The sequence below is a fragment of the Paraburkholderia sediminicola genome, assembly GCF_902859805.1.
Taxonomy (GTDB): Bacteria; Pseudomonadota; Gammaproteobacteria; order Burkholderiales; family Burkholderiaceae; genus Paraburkholderia; species Paraburkholderia sediminicola.
Genome location: NZ_CADIKC010000007.1, coordinates 317601 through 336431, shown reverse-complemented (window position 1 = coordinate 336431; position 18831 = coordinate 317601). Strand labels below are relative to the sequence as shown.

The following is an 18831-nucleotide window of genomic DNA, read 5'->3' as shown; positions in this document are numbered from 1 at the left end:
CGGGCGTTTCAATGCGCCCCGTTTTCCGCGCCGCCACTTCTTACCGCTGGACACACATGAGTATCGTCAATCTCGCCGCGTATCATTTCGCGACCATCGAAGACACCGCCGCATGGCGCCCGTTCGTTACGGAGCGCTGTAATGCGCTCGGCTTGCGCGGCACCATCCTGCTGGCGCCGGAAGGCATCAACCTGTTCGTCGCCGGCACGCGCGAAGCTGCAGACGCGTTCATCGACTACATCCGTCACGACGCGCTGTTCGACGGCAAGTTCGTCAATCTGCAGTTCAAGGAAAGCCTGTCGGACAAGCAGCCGTTCACCCGCATGCTGGTCAAGCTCAAGCGCGAGATCATCACCATGAAAAAGCCGGCCATCCGGCCGGAGCTTGGCCGCGCGCCGTTTGTCGACGCCCCCACGCTGAAAAGCTGGCTCGACCGCGGCCATGACGACGAAGGCCGCCCCGTCGTGATGCTGGACACACGCAATGCATTCGAAGTGGACGTCGGCACGTTCGACGACGCGCTCGACTACCGCATTACGAAATTCAGCGAATTTCCCGAAGTCATCGAACAAAACCGCGCCGATCTCGAAGGCAAGACGGTCGTGTCGTTCTGCACAGGCGGGATTCGCTGCGAGAAGGCGGCGATCCATATGAAGGAAGTCGGCATCGAGAACGTGTACCAGCTCGAAGGCGGCATCCTGAAGTATTTCGAAGAAGTCGGCGGCGCGCACTATCACGGCGACTGCTTCGTCTTCGACTACCGCACCGCGCTCAATCCGCAACTGGAGCCGACCGCGACCGTGCAATGCTTCGGCTGCCGCGCGGTGGTGACGCCCGAGGCGCAACAATCGCCGATGTACGTGGCAGGCAAGACATGTCCGGAATGCCATCCGGACAGCAAGGCGGCGCACGCCGCGTGATGCGGGCGATTGCAGCGGCCGGGCGTCTTCACGTTGCGGCCCGCCGCCCCCATATGGATTCATGGCTGAGCGGCATGAATCTCGCAGTTGTTCCGCGTATTTGCGCATCAGCACACCCATCGAACCCATGACCTATCGTGGACGCTTCGCGCCGTCGCCTACCGGGCCCTTGCATTTCGGCTCACTGGTGAGCGCACTCGCAAGCTGGCTGGACGCGCGTGCGCATGCCGGTGCGTGGCTGGTGCGGGTCGAAGACATCGACGGGCCTCGCACCGTCCCAGGCGCGGCCGAGGAGATTCTGTCGACCCTCGAGCATTTCGGCATGCACGCAGACGAGACGCCGGTCTGGCAAAGCGATCGTCTTGCGCGCTATCAGGAAGCACTGGAGCAATTGAAGTCTGCCGGCCTGGTCTATCCATGCGGCTGCACGCGCAAGGAGATTGCTGATTCGCTGCTGCATGCCCACGCGCGCAACACTACGCTTGCCTACCCCGGCACCTGCCGCAGCGGCCTGCACGACAAACCGGCGCGCGCATGGCGCCTGCGCGTACCCGACGGCGACGCGGCGGTGATCACATTCGAAGACCGCTGGCAGGGTAAACAGACGCAAAACCTGGCCACCGAGGTCGGCGACTTCGTGCTGAGACGCGCTGACGATCAGTGGGCATACCAACTGGCGGTGGTAGTTGACGATGCGGACGCGGGAATTACGCACATTGTGCGCGGCGCGGACCTGATGGATTCAACGGCGCGGCAGATCTACCTGCAGCGTTGCCTGGGCGTACCGACCCCGGAGTATCTGCACGTACCGGTGGTCACGAACGATCAGGGCGAAAAGCTCAGCAAGCAAAACGGCGCAACTGCGCTGGACAATGACAAACCGCTTGAAGCGCTGGGCGCAGCCGCGCGTCACCTGGGTCTTGGGCTAGACGGGACCGGGCATACGACGCTAGAGGGTTTTTATGCTGCCGCGACGGCAGCATGGGCGCAGCGCACGGGCGTGCAAGTGTGATGTGATGGCGGCGGACCGTAGCGGCCGCCCCAAATAGAGGCAGCGCCGGTGAACCGCTCAGAAAACAAGCGCTCAGAAAAGAAACGCTAAAAACAACCAGAGCCAGGCAAAAAAGCCAGCAATCAGGAAGACGAAGGCGACTTCCTCGGCATCCCAAACCCACCCAGCAGCGCAGCCAACGGCTGCTTCGAAGTCGACTTCTGCGGAGCAGTAGCAGACGAGGCAGCCGCCTCCTCAACCTTCCTCACCGAAGCCGCCGAAGGCTCATAGGGCTTGAGGAAGAAATCATCCACAGGCTGCGCACGATGATGATGCGGCCGGTCAAACGAACCTGAAGACGAAGCCCCCGAACGCCGGCGACCACCCCGCTCTTCACGGCCCTCTGCACGTCCATCCACACGCTCACGCCGCGGCGGACGCTCTTCATGGTGATGCCGCACCGGCGTATCGACGGTCAGGTGTTGCACTTCCAAAGGCCGCTTGATCAGCTTTTCGATGTCGGCAAGCTGCTTACGCTCATTCGGGCTGCACAGCGACAATGCATCGCCGGAAGCGCCAGCACGTCCGGTACGGCCAATCCGGTGCACATAATCTTCCGCGTTGAACGGCAGATCGAAGTTGATCACGGCGGGCAGTTCGGCAATGTCCAAACCGCGCGCAGCGACGTCAGTCGCCACCAGGGCCTCGATCTCACCACGCTTGAACGCGTCCAGAGCCTGCATCCGCTCATTCTGGGTCCGGTCGCCGTGAATCGCCGTGGCGATCACACCGTCGCGCTCCAGACTCCGCGCCAACCGGCTCGCGCCGATCTTGCTATTACAGAACACGATGACCTGCTTCAGGCCGCGGTCGCGAATCAGCTTAACGACCGCGCCCGTCTTGTCGCCCTCGGCCACTTCATAAACGATCTGCGTCACATTGGTCGCAGTCGAATTGCTGCGCGCGACTTCGATCGTCTGCGGGTCGCGCAGATACGTGGCGGCCAGCTTCTTGATTTCGCCCGAGAACGTGGCCGAAAACAGCAGCGTCTGACGTTCCTTCGGCAGCAGGTTCAGGATGCGCTGCAAATCCGGCAGGAAGCCCATGTCGAGCATCCGGTCGGCTTCGTCGAGAACGAGGATCTGCACCTGGCCGAGATTCGCGGTTTTCTGTTGCACGTGATCGAGCAGACGGCCTGGCGTCGCGATCAGAATTTCGACGCCGCGGCGCAGCTGCTCGGACTGCGGATTCATATCGACACCGCCGAACACCACGGCACTGCGCAGCGCCGTGTGCTTCGCGTACGACTGCACGTTCGCCGCCACCTGGTCGGCCAGTTCGCGGGTCGGCGTGAGGATCAGCGCGCGCACCGGATGGCGGGCGGGCGATGCGCTCGTGCTGGCCTGCGGCAGCAAGCGCTGAATGATCGGCAGCGAGAAGCTCGCGGTCTTGCCAGTACCGGTTTGCGCGGCGCCCATCATGTCCCGGCCGGCCAGCACGACGGGAATCGCCTGCTCCTGGATCGGCGTAGGGATGGTGTAGCCCGATTCTTTGACGGCTTTCAGGATGTCGGGCGCGAGACCGAATTGATCAAAAGTCGCAGTACTGGGCGTGACGGCTGTGTCGGACATGGTGGCTTTCGCTAAAAATGCGCTTGGCGCGGTGCGCGCGGCAGCGGTCGGAACCGCAGAGGGCATCAGGATGAAGGCGGAGCCACGGCGTTCCGCACGGGACCCGTCAGTATTACGGGAAAAATGCGGCCGGCTCCGGCCGGCGGAAACACCCGCCGGAAAGGCCGGTATTGTAGCACTTCAGCAAAAACACTCATGGCGCATCCGTCCGCTTTCTGCTTACGCGGGCGAAAGGCAGACGGCGAGCCGCTCGCCAGACCGTCCGCACCGGCGCCGAAAAGCGGCCTGCGAGGGTCGGAACGCTTCGCAGGCAGCGTAGTGCGCGCGTGCGACAGATGCATGACAGTCCGGCTCAACCCGATCCGCCGCACCGCCCCGTCACCACGTCTCGCGCATCACCATCAGGCGCATCTCGGTCATATCTTCGATCGCGTAGCGCACGCCTTCGCGCCCGAGCCCGGAATCTTTCACGCCGCCATACGGCATGTTGTCGACCCGGAACGACGGCACGTCGTTGATCACCACGCCGCCCACGTCGAGTAGGTCCCACGCGCGGTGCGCATGGGCGAGCGAATCGGTGAATACGCCGGCCTGCAGGCCGAAGTCGCTGTCGTTGACGGTGGCAAGCGCGGCGTCGAAATCGTCGAAACGCTCCAGAATCGCTACCGGGCCGAAGGCTTCCTTGCGATAGAGGTCGGTGTCGCGCTTCACGCCTTCGAGCAGCGTGGCCTCGAACATCGCGCCCTCCACCTTGCCGCCGGCGACGATCTTCGCGCCTGCCTGTACCGCGCTCTCCATCCAGCCGGCGAGACGCCTGGACTCGGATTCGGAGATCATCGGCCCGACAAAGGTCTTTTCGTCCTTCGGATCGCCCATGATCAACGACTTCGTCTTCGCGATCAGCTTCTCGCGCAACGCGTCGTAGAGCTTCGCGTGCACCAGAATCCGCTGCACGCCAATGCAACTCTGCCCCGACTGATAGAACGCACCGAACGCCAGCCGGTCGACCACGTAATCGAGCTTCTCGCCCTGATCGCCGTCGACGATGGCCGCCGCGTTGCCGCCCAATTCCAGAATCACCTTCTTCTTGCCGGCCTTTTTCTTCAGTTCCCAGCCCACCGCGGGCGAGCCGGTGAAGGAAAGCAGCTTGAAGCGCTCATCGGTGGTGAACAGATCGGCGCCGTCGCGATGCGCGGGAAGAATCGAGAATGCGCCTTTCGGCAAGTCGGTTTCCGCCAGAATCTCGCCCATGATCAAGGCGCCGACCGGCGTGCGGCTCGCCGGTTTCAACACGAACGGCACGCCTGCCGCGATCGCCGGCGCGACCTTGTGCGCGGTCAGGTTCAGCGGAAAATTGAACGGCGAGATAAACGAGCACGGACCGATCGGCACGCGCTTCACGTAGCCGTGATAGCCCTTCGCTCGCGGTGAAATCTCCAGATTGATGATCTCGCCGTCGATGCGCACCGATTCTTCGGCCGCCACCTTGAACGTGTCGATCAGACGCGTGACCTCGCCTTTCGAGTCGTTGATCGGCTTGCCCGCTTCGATACACAGCGCGAGCGCCAATTCGTCATAACGCTCGCGAAAGCGCTTCACGCAGTGTTCGAGCACCGCCTGACGTTTGAACGGCGGGAACGCGCGCATTGCGGGCATCGCTTCGACGGCATAGCCGATCGCTTTGTCGATCGCCGCCGCGTCCGCCATCGCCACACGGGTCGCCACTTCGCCGCTGAATTTATCCGTGACTTCGAGATCGGTGTTGGCCGCCACCGCAACGTTGGCGAGGTAGTACGGGTAAGTCTTGTTCAACATGACGCGTTCTCCTTGATCCAATGCCTGACATCAGCCGTGCATGCGGCAAGGGCTATGTGCCGTTGCCGCATGTGGCCGCACATGGCCGCACCATTCATAGTTGGGCGCTCAGCCGCTTGATCTCGCGATTCAACACACGCTCGTTGTCCGAGTAGTCGATCGGCAGATCGATCACATGCACGCCGGGTGTCGCGAAACATTCGCGCAGCAGCGGCGCGAATTCCGCGGCCGATTCAATGCGATGCCCCTTCGCGCCGTAGCTCTCTGCATACGCGACGAAATCCGGGTTGCGCAGCGTCATGCCGTAGTCCGGGAAGTTCATGTTTTCCTGCTTCCAGCGGATCATGCCGAACGCGTCGTCGCGCAAAATCAGGACCACCAGGTCGAGCTTCAGACGCACTGCCGTTTCCAGCTCCTGCGAATTCATCATGAAGCCGCCGTCGCCGCACACCGCCATGACCTTGCGGTCCGGATGCACGATCTTGGTTGCGATCGCCGACGGCAAACCGGCGCCCATCGACGCCAATGCGTTGTCGAGCAGCAGCGAATTCGGTTCGTGTGCGCGGTAGTAGCGCGCGAACCAGATCTTGTACATGCCGTTGTCCAGACAGACGATGCCGTCCACCGGCGTGGTCTCGTAGACGTCGTTGACGATCCGCACGGGGTACATCGGGAAACGGTCGTCGTGCTGGCCTTTGACCAGATGCTCCTCGAAGTGCTGCTTGATCTCCTTGAAACGCGTGAAGTCCCAGTGTTCCTGACGCTCCTTGAGGCTTTCCTTGAGCTGCCACACGGCGTTGGCGATATCGCCGACCACCTCGATCTGCGGGAAATACACCGTGTCGACTTCCGCGCCGAGAAAGTTGACGTGAATCACCGTCTTCTCGCCGGCATCGCCGCTGCGCATGAAAAACGGCGGCTTCTCGATCACGTCGTGGCCGACATTGATGATGCAATCCGCGTGATCGATCGCGCGATGCACGAAGTCACCGTCGGACAAGGTCGCGTTGCCGAGCCACATCGGGTGCGATTCATCGATCACGCCCTTGCCCATCTGCGTCGTAAAAAACGGGATGCCGATCTGGTCGACGAATTCGCGCAACATCTTGGTGGTGGTCTTGCGGTTGCCGCCCGCGCCGATCATCAGCAGGGGATGCTTCGCTTTCGTAATCGCCTCGACCGCGCGCGCCACCGCCTTTTCCTCGGCAACGGGGCGGCGGCTGAAGCTCTTCGGAATCGGATGACCGTCGCCCTCTTCGTGCGCGACGTCTTCAGGCAATTCGAGGTGCGTGGCGCCCGGCCGCTCTTCCTCGGCCTGACGGACCGCTTCGCGCACCGCGGCTGGAATGTTGGCGACCGACACGATCTGCCGCGTGTACTTGGTGAGCGGCTCCATCATCCGCACCACGTCGACGATCTGAAAATGCCCCTGCTTGCTGGATTTGATCGGCTTTTGCCCGGTCACCATCAGCATCGGCATGCCGCCCAACTGCGCATACGCGGCAGCGGTCACGAAGTTGGTCGCGCCCGGCCCGAGGGTGGCCAGACACACGCCGGTGCGTCCGGTGAGGCGGCCATACGTGGCGGCCATGAAACCGGCCGCCTGCTCGTGACGCGTGAGAATCAGACGAATTTTCGAGCGGCGCAGCGATTCGAGGAGATCGAGATTTTCTTCACCCGGGATGCCGAACACGTACTCGACACCTTCGGCTTCCAGCGATTTGACGAACAGGTCCGATGCTTTCATGGAGGGTCTCGCTTGATGAAACGGACGCGGGCCATGAGCCCGCCCGTTGAAGTCCAATATCGGACGATCGAAGACGACGACAGCCGCGCGAGCCAGGCGCGGCCTGACATAACGGCGATAGCGACGACACAGGCAACAGCAATGGCAGCGGGCACAGCGGATGCCATGCCGGACAGCTTACTACTCGAACGGAAAGGATGTGCGCAGGCGGGCAGCGCCGCAAGGCAGACGCAAACGTAGGGCGAACGTCAGGCGAGGCAGGCGGCACGGTTGAAGAAAGCCGCCGCATCATGCTCAGCGATTGATGGTGACGCAGTCGGACAGCATCGGCGGGGCGTTTTCGCCGTCCGTCGCGTCGTACAGGTCGGCGCGCGGGCCCTTGGTCCACCAGGTGTAACTGCCGGCCTGATACTTCGCGCCGGAAGCCGAGATCGTGTTGACGAACAGCAGTTGCTGGCCTTTGACAGGCACGAGCGCGAAGCTCTGGCCGTTCGCCGTATTCCAGTAGGTCACCTGCAGAATTTTGCCGGTCGCGCAGGTATATTTGTGCGTCTGGCGATTCTTCGCCTGAATATCAGCGAGATTCAAGGGCGCAGCCCATGCATTGCCGACCAGCGCCGCAAGACCCGCTGCCGCGGTGACTGCAACAAGCCATTTATTCATTCGATGCCTCGATTGTTGTTGCACATCAAGCATGGGCGGCGGCTGTGTTGCGCGCCCGGAACATCGCGAACCGGCCGTGGATTGCTTATGGATCGATTACGTCGGCGCAAGCGTCGGTCGGCGCGGCGGCGACGTGTCCGACCAGCGGCACGATCTTCAGTCCAGCCGACGCAACCCGGCACGGCGCGGCGGCGAGGCCGCACCCTGTCATCCCCGCACACAGCGCGAGCATCACAACCAGTGCGCCGAGGCGGCCGAACCTTCCAGACCGCATGTGCATGTTCTCGCGGGATTCCAGGGGCATACGCACCTCTACTTCAACGAACTTCAATGAGTCGGGTTTCGCGCGCGGCAGGTTTGCGCAGCGCACGAGTATTTCACTTCACTGCACCTCGACACGCTGCAGCGCCGCAAAGCAGCCCTTTAACGCAGCTTACTTCGTGGAAACCGGCCGCACCGCCGCCGCGGCCTGCTTCGCGCGCGAGCGCGCTTCGTCGGTCGTCTCGCCAGTGGCGAGCGCCACACCCATGCGGCGCTTGACGAAGCTCTCCGGCTTGCCGAAGAGCCGCAGATCCGCGTTCGGCACGGCCAACGCCGCCGCGACACCTTCGAAAGCGATCGCCGTTTCGTCCAGCCCGCCGTAAATCACCGCCGAGGCGCCAGGCGCCCGCAGCGACGTATCCACCGGCAAACCGAGAATCGCGCGCGCGTGCAGTTCGAACTCCGAGAAGCGTTGCGAACACAGCGTGACGAGACCCGTATCGTGCGGACGCGGGCTCACTTCCGAGAACCATACGTCATCGCCACGCACGAAAAGTTCCACACCGAACAGGCCCCTGCCGCCCAATGCCGCAGTGACCTTGTGCGCCACTTCGCGCGAACGCTCCAGCGCGAGCGGGCTCATCGGCTGCGGCTGCCACGATTCGACGTAATCGCCCGCCACCTGCACGTGGCCGATCGGGTCGCAGAAATACGTGCTGACTTCGCCGCTCGCCGGATCGATCGCGCGCACGGTGAGTTGCGTGATTTCGTATTCGAAGTCGATAAAACCTTCGACGATCACCCGGCCGTGATTTACGCGGCCACCCGCCATTGCATATTGCCAGGCGGTTTCGACGTCCGCGTCGCTCTTCAGCACCGACTGCCCCTTGCCCGACGACGACATCACCGGCTTCACGACGCATGGATAGCCGACTTTGGCGATGCCCGCGCGCAGTTCCTCGAGCGAATCGGCGAACGCGTACGGCGAGGTCGGCAGGCCGAGTTCTTCCGCGGCCAGACGGCGGATGCCTTCGCGGTTCATCGTAAGTTGCGTGGCGCGCGCGGTCGGGATCACTTCAGCGAGGCCGTCGGTTTCGATGGCGGCGAGCGCGTCGGTCGCGATGGCTTCGATCTCGGGGACGATCAGATGCGGGCGCTCCTGTTCAACCAGCGCGCGCAAGGCGGCGCGATCGGTCATGTCGATCACGTGCGAACGATGCGCGACCTGATGACCCGGCGCATTCGGATAACGGTCGACGGCGATCACTTCGACGCCCAGCCGTTGCAGCGCGATGATCACTTCCTTGCCGAGCTCGCCGGCGCCGAGCAGCATGACGCGCGTGGCGGATTCAGAAAGGGGCGTGCCGATCCGTTGGCCGATCTGCATGGGGTCTCCAGATAAAAGTCGGATGAGGGTGGGATTAGGTAGAACACGATGTTAACATGCGCACCCCGATGCGCACGCCGATGCGCCCTCGATGCGCACCCCGCACCGCACCCGATGCGTCGACGTCGCGCTCGCGTGCGGCGTACCGAGTGCGTTACCCTTACGCCTTCGCCAGTTTGAAGAGGAACGACGTCATGCTCCAAAGCTCCTCCGCGCGAGGTGTTGCGCGCTTCATCCCTTATGCACGCACGGCCATCGCCGCGTTGAGCGTCGCCGCGCTATGCAGCGCGTGCGCCATCCCGAAGCATCCCGACTCGGAAGCCGCGCCGCCCGATCCGTTCAACCCGGCCGCCACCCAGTTGCTCGACGACACCAGTTGGGTCCTCAGCGGCTGGAAACAGGCCGACGGCACGGCCCGCGCGATTCCGTCCGCGGATCAGGGCGCGCCGATCACGCTCGTGCTCTCCACCGACAAAGGCCAGCGCCACGCCAGCGGCTTTTCCGGTTGCAATCGCTACATGGGCTCGTATGCGCTGAAAGACGGCAAGCTGAGCTTCGGCACCCTGGGCGGCACGCGTATGGCGTGCGCGACGCCGGGCGGACAGATCGAAGGTCCGTATCTCGACGCGCTGAACCACATCGACCGTACCGGCGTGCAGATGCGCGCGCCGCAGCAGATGCAACTGGTGCTCGATAACGGCGACACGCTCACATTCGACCGCAGCGCCAAGTGACCGGTACGCGGTTCGTTCCATTTGGCGCAGGCATACTTGCGCCTGCCTTCGAAGCATCGGGCTTCGCCGGTTAAACTCGACGGATTGCGTTCTTGCGCGTCCGTCATTCGTTGATGTCTAGTATGCACACGGTAGTTTTCGGCTGGTTCGGCGGGTCGGCCGTCTGGTTCATTCCTCTTTTCTGGCGCCTCGTGAAGTCGGTGCTGCCGGGCGGCGCAGGCTTGCGCGGCCCCGGCACGATCCGGCTTTGGCTCGGCTTCGTCTGCGTCCTGGCGGCAAGCTGCACGCTGGAGGCGTCGCTGATCGGCGTGGCCGGCGTGAATGGCTTCGGCCATGCGCTGGCGGCGGGCTTCGGTCATCTGCTCGGACATATCGGCACGCCGCTCGCGGCATTTGCCCTGCTCCTGATCAGCCTGCCCTGGCTGATCGACTTCCGTTGGCGCGACGTCGCCGTGTGGGCCGACGGTGCATTCGGCCTTGGGCTGTCGCGCGGTCTCGCTAAACGCGATGAGGAGGCGCGCCGCCATCGCAGCGTCGATGACGGTTTGCCGTCGCACATGTCGACGTCCACTAACACGATGGCGCCCAAAAGCAACGGACGTTATGCGCGCCCGACCGTCTGGCGGCCGCCGGCGAACGGCCGCAGCGCAGCTGCGGCTGCCGGTGCGGCTAGTTCCGCCGCGGCCAGGGACGCAGCGGCGCGTGGCGCTGGGGCGAACTGGCGCGCCGGCGCAGCCAAGCCGCGTAGTCAGCCCGCGCAGGCGGAGCCCGTGCTGCGTACGTCCGCTGCGACGCCACCGCGCCAGACGCCACGGCAAGCACCGGCACAGACGCCGACACCCATGCAGACCGCGGACCGCGCCGCGTGGATGCCGGCTGAACCGGTCGCTCCGGCTGGATGGTTACGTGAGTCGGCAACGGCGCCGCGTGGGCCGGCATCTGCAGTTGGGTCTACAGCGGGGTCAGGATCGGCAGCGACTCCGGCCCGTGATGGAGCATCTCAAGTTGGGCGGCGTTCTGCTGGCGAGCAACGCCCGGTAGGTTCGTCAGGAGCCGGCTCGGGTGTGGCAGGTTTTGCGGGTGCAGCCGCCGCCCAGGCTGCTGCGGCACAAACGGCACCCACCATGGCAGCTGCACGGACGGCGTCAGGTTCGGTAGCCGGTTCGGCGACAAACGCCTCGGCTACCGAAGGCCGTCCGTCGACGACGCCGGGTTCGGCCGCCAGTGCAGGATCGTCGGGAAGTCGCGCCACCGCCGCCCAGCAGCCCTTCTCGCCCGCTCCGCGCGCAAACACCAACACCGCGCCGGCGCAGACTACACGGAATCCGGCTGCGTTCAGCACCCCGGCCCCGAGCTATACCCGACCGATGGCCACCGCACAGAAGGCCACGCCGCCCGCCAGCGTCCAGGAGACGCTTCGCAGCATCGCGGAAAACGCCGCGCGCTGGACCGACATTGCCGGCGTCAGCCTCGCGCGCAGCAGCGGCACGGAAAACGCGATCGTCACAACGACTCCCGAAACTCCGACAAGTACCGAGCCGCCGGTCGAGGCTGGGCAATCGGGCGCGGCTTCGTCGTCACGTGCGAACGATGATGTTGAAATGGCTACGGTATCAGACGTCAGCGAATCTTTGCAGGACGTAGCCGAGGCCGCGGCGGACCACCATATTGCGACGCAATCGCCCGTCGAAACGCCGCGGATCGAAGTCGCTTCTGATGAGCCGGTCGAGGAAGATTCCGAGCCCGTCGTGCAATGGCCGATTGAACCGCCGGTTATCCAGGCGCCGTTGGCTGCGGCACACACGTCGGCATCCTCATTGGCACCGGCAGAGGTGGCAGCACCGGCACAATCGCCAGCCGCGGCCACGCAGTATGCAGCGCCGGTGCCCACGCCCACGCCGTTTCAAATCTTCGCAGCCCAGCTGGAAGCTAGCGACGCGCAAGCGGACGTGTCAGCGCTCGGCGAAGACGAACCGACGCAAGCGCACACTGAGACGCCCGTGCCGATCGCCGAAGTGGTCATCGATAAACCGCTCGCGCCCTGGGAAACCAGAATCGATGCAGTCGCGCCACAGCGAGCCGTAGCGTCGACGGACGTACAGCATGGGATCAGCACCACCGCGCCGAGCGAGGACGAAGCAGCCGCGCCGGCCGACGTGGAAATGACGGACACCCCTGCCCTATCAGATATATCGGACGCAGTGGAAACATTGGGCGTAGCCGACGATTTGAACTCTTCAGCCGCTTCGGCCATCGTTGCCGAAGCAGAGCCGCAAAGCACCACATCGCACACGTCGAACGTGGTTCGTTTCCCGAGTTTCGCAGTTCAGGCCGCCCCGGCGGCCTCTGCCACCATCGTCGACGAAGCCGCAAACGAACTGCCTTACTCACCGGATGCACCGGCAGCATCACCAGCACATGCAGCACCAGGCGGAACCGCTACGCCGGGCACTCCCGCCTACCAAACCGCACAACCTGCAGCCCAAGTCGCAACCGAACCCTCGACCGAGCGCACTGACCCTGCGGAGCCCGCTGAACTCGCAGAACCCACCGAACCCACAGTCCAGCGCACCCCGCTGCGCGGCCACGCCCCCGCCAACGGTTTCGAATTCCGCGCGCCCGCGGCGTCGATGGTCGAGTTGCCGACGCTCGACCTGCTCGCGCGCGCCGACACCGACGTCGAACCCGTTTCGGAAGAAAAGCTCATCGAAACCGGCCTGCTGATCGAGCAGCGTCTGCAGGAATTCAAGGTGCCGGTTACGGTGGTCGGCCATTCGGCCGGTCCGGTCATCACGCGCTTTGAAGTGGAGCCGGCGCTCGGCGTGCGCGGCAGTCAGATCGTCGGCCTGATGAAGGACTTGTCGCGCGGCCTCGGTCTCACGTCGATTCGCGTGGTCGAGACGATTCCCGGCAAGACCTGCATGGGTCTCGAGTTGCCGAATGCCAAGCGGCAGACGATCCGTCTGTCCGAAATCCTCGAAGCAAGCGTCTACCAGAACTCGCATTCGCAGTTGACGCTGGCGATGGGCAAGGACATCACCGGCCATCCGGTGGTCGCCGATCTCGCGAAGGCGCCGCACATGCTGGTTGCGGGCACAACGGGTTCGGGCAAATCGGTGGCGATCAATGCGATGATCTGCTCGCTGCTCTACAAGGCGACGCCCGAAGAAGTGCGGCTCATCATGATCGATCCGAAGATGCTGGAACTGTCGGTGTACGAAGGCATTCCGCATCTGCTCGCACCGGTCGTCACCGATATGAAGCTGGCGGCCAACGCGCTGAACTGGTGTGTCGGCGAAATGGAAAAACGCTATCGGCTCATGTCCGCGGTCGGCGTGCGCAACCTGGCCGGCTTCAATCAGAAGATCCGCGATACGGAAGCCAAGGGCAAGAAGCTCGACAACCCGTTCTCGCTGACCCCGGACGCACCCGAACCGCTCGCGCCGCTGCCGCTGATCGTCGTGGTGATCGACGAATTGGCCGACCTGATGATGGTCGCCGGCAAGAAGATCGAAGAACTGATCGCGCGCCTCGCCCAGAAGGCGCGCGCCGCAGGCATCCACCTGATTCTGGCGACGCAGCGTCCGTCGGTGGACGTGATCACCGGCCTCATCAAGGCGAACATTCCGACCCGCGTGGCATTCCAGGTGTCGTCGAAGATCGACTCGCGCACGATTCTCGATCAGATGGGCGCCGAGTCGCTGCTCGGCCAGGGCGACATGCTGTTCCTGCCGCCGGGCACGGGCTACCCGCAGCGCGTGCACGGCGCATTCGTCGCTGACGAGGAAGTGCACCGGATCGTCGAGTATCTGAAGCAGTTCGGCGAACCGCAGTACGAGGAAGGGATTCTCGACGGCCCGGCTACCGAAGGTGCATCGCCCGATCTGTTCGGCGACACGCCGGATGCCGAAGCCGATCCGCTTTACGACGAAGCCGTCGCCTTCGTGGTGCGCACGCGGCGCGCGTCGATCTCGTCGGTGCAGCGACAATTGCGCATCGGCTATAACCGCGCGGCGCGCCTCGTCGAGCAGATGGAGACGGCGGGCCTGGTGTCCGCGATGGGCATCAACGGCAGCCGTGAAGTGCTCGCGCCGGGACCGGCGGAATAAGCCGGACGGGCAAGTGCGAATCAACAAAAGCCAGACGATAAAAAAACGGGTCGCTAGAAGCGACCCGTTTTTTTATTCAACGTGCGTATTCAGATCAGGCTCAACCAAAGCATGCTTACCCGCATCCGCATCACACGCTGAACGGATGCCTGCTCGCATTCACGTCGAGCGATGAACGCTCAACGCGGCCTCACCATTCGCGTATAGCAGGCAACCTCACCTCACGACGGCGACACCAGCTTGAAATCCACCGGCGAATCGATCTCGATACGCTTCGGATTCGCTTCGAGCAATCCGCTCTGCTGATCGCGCTTGAACACGTACACCGTGCCGCTGTTCTGATTGCCGACGATCAACCAGTTGCCGGTCGGGTCGATCGCGAATTCGCGCGGCGACTTGCCGAGGCTCGACTGATGCCCGATCTTCTTCAGATGACCGTTGGTTGGATCGACCGAGAAGATCACGATCTCGTTCGCATCGCCGCGATTGGTGGCGTACAGGAAGCGTCCGTCCGGCGACAGATGAATGGCCGCGGCGCCCACCGCGCCCTTGAAGCCGGGCTCGACCAGCGAACTCGTTTGGACCTGCGTGAGCTTGCCGTCGGCGTAGTTGAAGGTGCTGACCGTGGCGGCCAACTCGCTCGTCAGATAGGCATGCTTGCCGTCCGCGCCGAACACCAGGTGACGCGGGCCCGTGCCTGCTTTCTCCTGCGTGTAGCGCCAATCGGTCGGGCCGAACAGGCCGCGGCTGCCGTCCGGCGTGTAGCGATACGAGTACAGCTTGTCGGCGCCCAGGTCCTGCGCGAACAGATAGTGACCGTCCGGCGAGAACACGGTGGAGTGAACGTGCGAGTTGTCCTGACGTCCCTTCACAGGACCGCCGCCTTCGTGATGCACAGTGAGCACCGACGCCCCCACCTGGCCGTCCGCCTGCAATGGGAACACCGCGAAGCTGCCACCCGGATCGGCCGCCACCGAATAGTTCGCGGTCAGCAGATATTTGCCGTCCGGCGACAGGCTCAGATAGCACGGGTCATTGCCGTCCGACGATACCTTGTTGAGAAAGCTCAGCTGGCCGCTCGCGGCATCGAAGCGAAACGCGCTGATGCCGCCGCGTTGCGTGGCCGGCCCGTTGTCGCCAGGCAATTCGTTGACCGCATAGACGAAGCGCCGGTCACGGCTCACTACCAGATAAGACGGATTGACCGTCTGCGCGACCGAGACGCGGGTCGCTTCACCCGTCTTCGTGTCGAAGCGATAGACGTAGAGCCCCTCGCTCTTGCCACCCGTGTAAGTGCCGACCAGCATGTCATAGACGCCATCGGCGGGAGCCGGGCCGGAATCTTGCGCAAACGCATGCGAAGCAACAATCGAGACCATGAGCACGAAACCTTTTATTATCGAGCGGGCGGAACGCAAAGGAGCTGGCCGCCCGCCGCCCCATGAGGCGGACTGAGCAGCAGAAGGCAGAGGAGAGCTTGAGACGGCACGCACAACGGCACGGTGACTACGAAGCATATGACCTCCTGGACATCGGTTATTCGGTTTATCCGGTTGTAATGGTGTCTCTGGTCTGCCGCGCCATCGGTCGAATTGTTTTATCGAGGCAAGTATAAAAGCGTTGCGCCGGATCATGCAGCGAATCCGGCGGGCCACGCAGGCCAGGCCGCGTTCAGCTGACTGGCCTGCCGGCGCATGAGTAACAATTGTCCCGCCTGACGGGGCGTTTTTTCAACCGCGTCTCACCCATCCCACACTACGGAGTTTTCATGAACGTCACACTCAGCCTGGGCCCGCTGGTTTCGTTGATCGCCGGTATTCTGATTCTTGTCATGCCGCGCCTGTTGAACTACATCGTCGCGCTCTATCTGATCATCATCGGCATCATTGGAATCTTCGGCATGGGGTCGTCGCACTTCTAAGCTGCAACCGTCCGCCATGGAAGCTGCACGAAGAGACGCACGACCGGGCGCGGTGCCGGCCCGGCAATGTCTCACACGAAAGGGGATCAGTGCCGGATTAGGCACGCGGACTGATGGCGGCTGCCGCAATGCAACACGTGGCACAGCGAAGCCGTACGGGCGCGACAGATTCGCATCGGACGCCATGCGCCAGATGCAAGACAACGGCGAACAGCTCGCACGAAGCGAGCCGGCGCAACGGAGAAACGCAGAAACGGTCAGCCGTTCGAAAGCTGATCCAGCCGCAAACGCCCCTGCAACGACAATCCGCCGACGGCATAATGGCCGTCACCTTCCTGGTGACGGCGGAAACAGGCCCGTTCGATCAGAAAGGCCGCCGCAGCCAGCATTCCGTTGCGGCTCAGGCCCAGCCGGCCATGTTCGAGCGGCAACATCGAATCGTCAGCGAGTTCGCTGGCGGCGGAGAGAATTGTGATGCAATCGGATTTCGACGGGTTCAGCATTGCGTGGATCCTCGAAAACGGCGTCTGCATTCGCCAGGGCAAGGCCGCTGCATGATCCGGAGGGCTCCGCGCATCGGCTTGAAATCCGATTGTAGGCAGTGATTTGACAATTACCAACCCGCGTTTTGCCGCATTGCGCGCTGAACCAAAACGCATCGCGCGAGTCCGGTAACACAATGACCCCCAGCGCGGCGGCCTTCGCCTCGCCCAAAACAGACACGCTCCTCCATGCCCGCACTCATCGAAGACTATGCGCTTATCGGCGACGGCCACACGGCCGCGCTTGTCTCCCGCGAGGGTTCGGTCGACTGGCTCTGCTGGCCGCGCTTCGACTCCGGCGCGTGCTTCGCCGCCCTGCTCGGCACGCCCGACAACGGCCGCTGGCTGATTTCGCCAGTCTCCGATACGCCGCCCACGATCACGCGCCGTTATCGTGGCGAGACGCTGGTCCTGGAAACCGATTTCGAAACGCCCGAAGGCGCGGTCACGCTGATCGACTTCATGCCGCCGGGCAACGGCTGGTCGGAGATGGTGCGGATCGTCGTGGGCAAACGCGGCACGGTGCGCATGCAGATGGAACTGGTGCTGCGCTTCGACTACGGTTTTTCGATTCCGTGGGTGGATCGCCTGAAGCACGATAGCGGCATCAAGGCGATCGTCGGCCCGGACACAGCTGTGCTGCGCACGCCGGTCGAGTTGCGCGGCGAGAACATGAAGACCGTCGCGGAGTTCACGGTGAGCGAAGGCGAACGCGTGCCGTTTTCGCTGGCCTATGCGGCCTCGCATCTGCGCATTCCGCCGGGCCGCGATCCGCACACGTCGCTGGCCCGCACCGAGAACCATTGGCTCGAATGGTCGTCGCGCAGCACCGTCGAAGGCAAATGGGCAGCACAGATTCGCCGCTCGTTGATTACGCTGAAGGCGCTGGCGTACGAGCCGACCGGCGGCATTGTCGCCGCGCCCACCACGTCGCTGCCGGAACAACTGGGCGGCACACGCAACTGGGACTATCGCTATTGCTGGCTGCGCGACGCCACCATCACACTGCTCGCGATGATGCGCGGCGGCTATTACGACGAAGCGCGCGCATGGCGCAGCTGGCTGGGCCGCGTGATGGCCGGCGCGCCGGATCAATTGCAGATCATGTATGGCATCGCCGGCGAGCGGCGCCTGCCCGAATTCGAAATCGACTGGCTGCCGGGTTATCAGGACGCCAAACCGGTGCGGATCGGCAACAACGCGGTCGGGCAGCGCCAGCTCGACGTCTACGGCGAAGTGATGAACGCACTGCATCTCGCGCGCGTCGGCGGCCTGCAGGCGGACGACACCGCATGGAACGTGCAGCGCGCGTTGCTCAACCATCTCGACACGATCTGGCAGGAGCCGGACGAAGGCATCTGGGAAACGCGCGGCGGCCGCCAGCACTTCACCTTCTCCAAGGTGATGGCGTGGGTCGCCTACGACCGCGCCATCCGGTCCGCCGAAATGTTCAAGCTGGAAGGCCCGCTCGATGAATGGCGCGCAACCCGAGCGACAATTCACGCGGAAGTCTGCGCGAAGGCGTGGAATCCGGCGCAGAACGCGTTCTCGCAGTCGTACGGCAGCGATCAGCTCGATGCGAGCGTGCTGCTGATGCCGCTGGTCGGCTTCCTGCCGCCGACGGATCCGCGCGTCAAAGGCACCGTGGCCGCGATCGAAAAGGATTTGATGCACGACGGCTTCGTGATGCGCTACCGCACCACTGAATACGACGACGGTCTGCCGCCCGGCGAAGGCACTTTCCTCGCGTGCTCGTTCTGGATGGTGGACAACCTGGCGCTGCAAGGCCGCATCGATGAAGCTGTCGCGATGTACGAACGGCTGCTCGGCCTCTGCAATGACGTCGGTTTGCTGGCAGAAGAGTACGATCCGGCCGCGAAACGCCTGGTCGGTAATTTTCCGCAAGCATTTTCCCATGTGGCGCTGGTGCACACCGGTCTGAACCTGATGAAGCACGAACAGGCCATGGCTCAGGCGACCGGGCAGCCGCCCCATATCGGCAGCCTGGCGGAGGAACTTGAGGCTGCGGCAACCCCCGATAGCGGCGCGGCGACATCGTCAGTACCATGATTTAATGACAGTTTGCGCGCAGCCCGCGCGCAAATTGCTG

The 18831-nt window shown here is 63.6% G+C and carries 15 protein-coding genes; 7 read left to right on the top strand and 8 right to left on the bottom strand.

The annotated features are described in order from the left end of the window. Nucleotides 1-56: 56 nt before the first annotated feature. Together R8871_RS24600 and gluQRS are read left to right on the top strand one after the other, a co-directional pair. Nucleotides 57-920 carry a sulfurtransferase gene (locus tag R8871_RS24600; protein WP_175052798.1) on the top strand — a complete coding sequence of 288 codons (864 nt, stop codon included), beginning with the start codon at nucleotides 57-59 and terminating at the stop codon, nucleotides 918-920. A gap of 127 nt (nucleotides 921-1047) precedes the next feature. Continuing rightward, complete coding sequence (gene gluQRS, locus R8871_RS24595; protein WP_175052797.1) at nucleotides 1048-1932, top strand: tRNA glutamyl-Q(34) synthetase GluQRS; 885 nt, start codon at nucleotides 1048-1050, stop codon at nucleotides 1930-1932. A gap of 122 nt (nucleotides 1933-2054) precedes the next feature. Here gluQRS and R8871_RS24590 read toward each other — a convergent pair whose 3' ends face one another. The 3 genes from R8871_RS24590 to R8871_RS24580 all read right to left on the bottom strand — a co-directional run bounded on the left by R8871_RS24590 (nucleotide 2055) and on the right by R8871_RS24580 (nucleotide 7104). After that, nucleotides 2055-3542, bottom strand: coding sequence for a DEAD/DEAH box helicase (locus tag R8871_RS24590; RefSeq protein ID WP_175052796.1), 1488 nt, complete (start codon nucleotides 3540-3542; stop codon nucleotides 2055-2057). Between the two features lie 378 nt (nucleotides 3543-3920). Next, entirely contained in the window at nucleotides 3921-5357 is a 1437-nt protein-coding gene (locus R8871_RS24585) for an aldehyde dehydrogenase family protein (protein WP_175052795.1), read from the bottom strand. Nucleotides 5358-5451: 94 nt separating this feature from the next. Continuing rightward, nucleotides 5452-7104, bottom strand: coding sequence for an acetolactate synthase large subunit (locus tag R8871_RS24580; protein WP_175052794.1), 1653 nt, complete (start codon nucleotides 7102-7104; stop codon nucleotides 5452-5454). A 33-nt stretch (nucleotides 7105-7137) separates the two neighbouring features. On the opposite strand from R8871_RS24580, the gene R8871_RS24575 reads away from it, so the two are divergent. Next, complete coding sequence (locus R8871_RS24575) at nucleotides 7138-7344, top strand: hypothetical protein (protein WP_175052793.1); 207 nt, start codon at nucleotides 7138-7140, stop codon at nucleotides 7342-7344. A gap of 54 nt (nucleotides 7345-7398) precedes the next feature. Here R8871_RS24575 and R8871_RS24570 read toward each other — a convergent pair whose 3' ends face one another. From R8871_RS24570 to purT, 3 genes are all read right to left on the bottom strand, one after another. Next, on the bottom strand, nucleotides 7399-7767 hold the full coding sequence (locus R8871_RS24570; RefSeq protein ID WP_175052792.1) for an MliC family protein: 369 nt from the start codon (nucleotides 7765-7767) through the stop codon (nucleotides 7399-7401). 85 nt (nucleotides 7768-7852) lie between these two features. Beyond that, nucleotides 7853-8071: a DUF6726 family protein gene (locus R8871_RS24565; RefSeq protein ID WP_407673192.1), complete on the bottom strand. Its 219-nt coding sequence runs from the start codon at nucleotides 8069-8071 to the stop codon at nucleotides 7853-7855. Nucleotides 8072-8200: 129 nt separating this feature from the next. Continuing rightward, on the bottom strand, nucleotides 8201-9415 hold the full coding sequence (gene purT, locus R8871_RS24560) for a formate-dependent phosphoribosylglycinamide formyltransferase (RefSeq protein WP_093639418.1): 1215 nt from the start codon (nucleotides 9413-9415) through the stop codon (nucleotides 8201-8203). 194 nt (nucleotides 9416-9609) lie between these two features. Here purT and R8871_RS24555 point away from each other — a divergent pair, with 194 nt between their 5' ends. Both R8871_RS24555 and R8871_RS24550 read left to right on the top strand, forming a co-directional pair. After that, complete coding sequence (locus tag R8871_RS24555; RefSeq protein WP_175052791.1) at nucleotides 9610-10149, top strand: META domain-containing protein; 540 nt, start codon at nucleotides 9610-9612, stop codon at nucleotides 10147-10149. A 122-nt stretch (nucleotides 10150-10271) separates the two neighbouring features. Next, complete coding sequence (locus R8871_RS24550; RefSeq protein ID WP_175052790.1) at nucleotides 10272-14258, top strand: DNA translocase FtsK; 3987 nt, start codon at nucleotides 10272-10274, stop codon at nucleotides 14256-14258. A 221-nt stretch (nucleotides 14259-14479) separates the two neighbouring features. Here the strand turns inward: R8871_RS24550 and R8871_RS24545 are convergent, their stop codons facing one another. Next, nucleotides 14480-15775 carry a lactonase family protein gene (locus R8871_RS24545; protein ID WP_175052789.1) on the bottom strand — a complete coding sequence of 432 codons (1296 nt, stop codon included), beginning with the start codon at nucleotides 15773-15775 and terminating at the stop codon, nucleotides 14480-14482. Between the two features lie 251 nt (nucleotides 15776-16026). Between R8871_RS24545 and R8871_RS24540 the strand changes: the two genes are divergently transcribed. Next, nucleotides 16027-16179, top strand: a complete 153-nt coding sequence (locus tag R8871_RS24540) for a DUF3096 domain-containing protein (protein WP_154559008.1) — start codon at nucleotides 16027-16029, stop codon at nucleotides 16177-16179. A gap of 257 nt (nucleotides 16180-16436) precedes the next feature. Here R8871_RS24540 and R8871_RS24535 read toward each other — a convergent pair whose 3' ends face one another. Then, nucleotides 16437-16682 carry a hypothetical protein gene (locus tag R8871_RS24535; RefSeq protein ID WP_054035019.1) on the bottom strand — a complete coding sequence of 82 codons (246 nt, stop codon included), beginning with the start codon at nucleotides 16680-16682 and terminating at the stop codon, nucleotides 16437-16439. A gap of 228 nt (nucleotides 16683-16910) precedes the next feature. Here R8871_RS24535 and R8871_RS24530 point away from each other — a divergent pair, with 228 nt between their 5' ends. Beyond that, the gene (locus R8871_RS24530; protein ID WP_175052788.1) at nucleotides 16911-18791 is read left to right on the top strand and encodes a glycoside hydrolase family 15 protein; all 1881 of its coding nucleotides are present in this window, start codon (nucleotides 16911-16913) and stop codon (nucleotides 18789-18791) included. Nucleotides 18792-18831 lie beyond the last annotated feature (40 nt).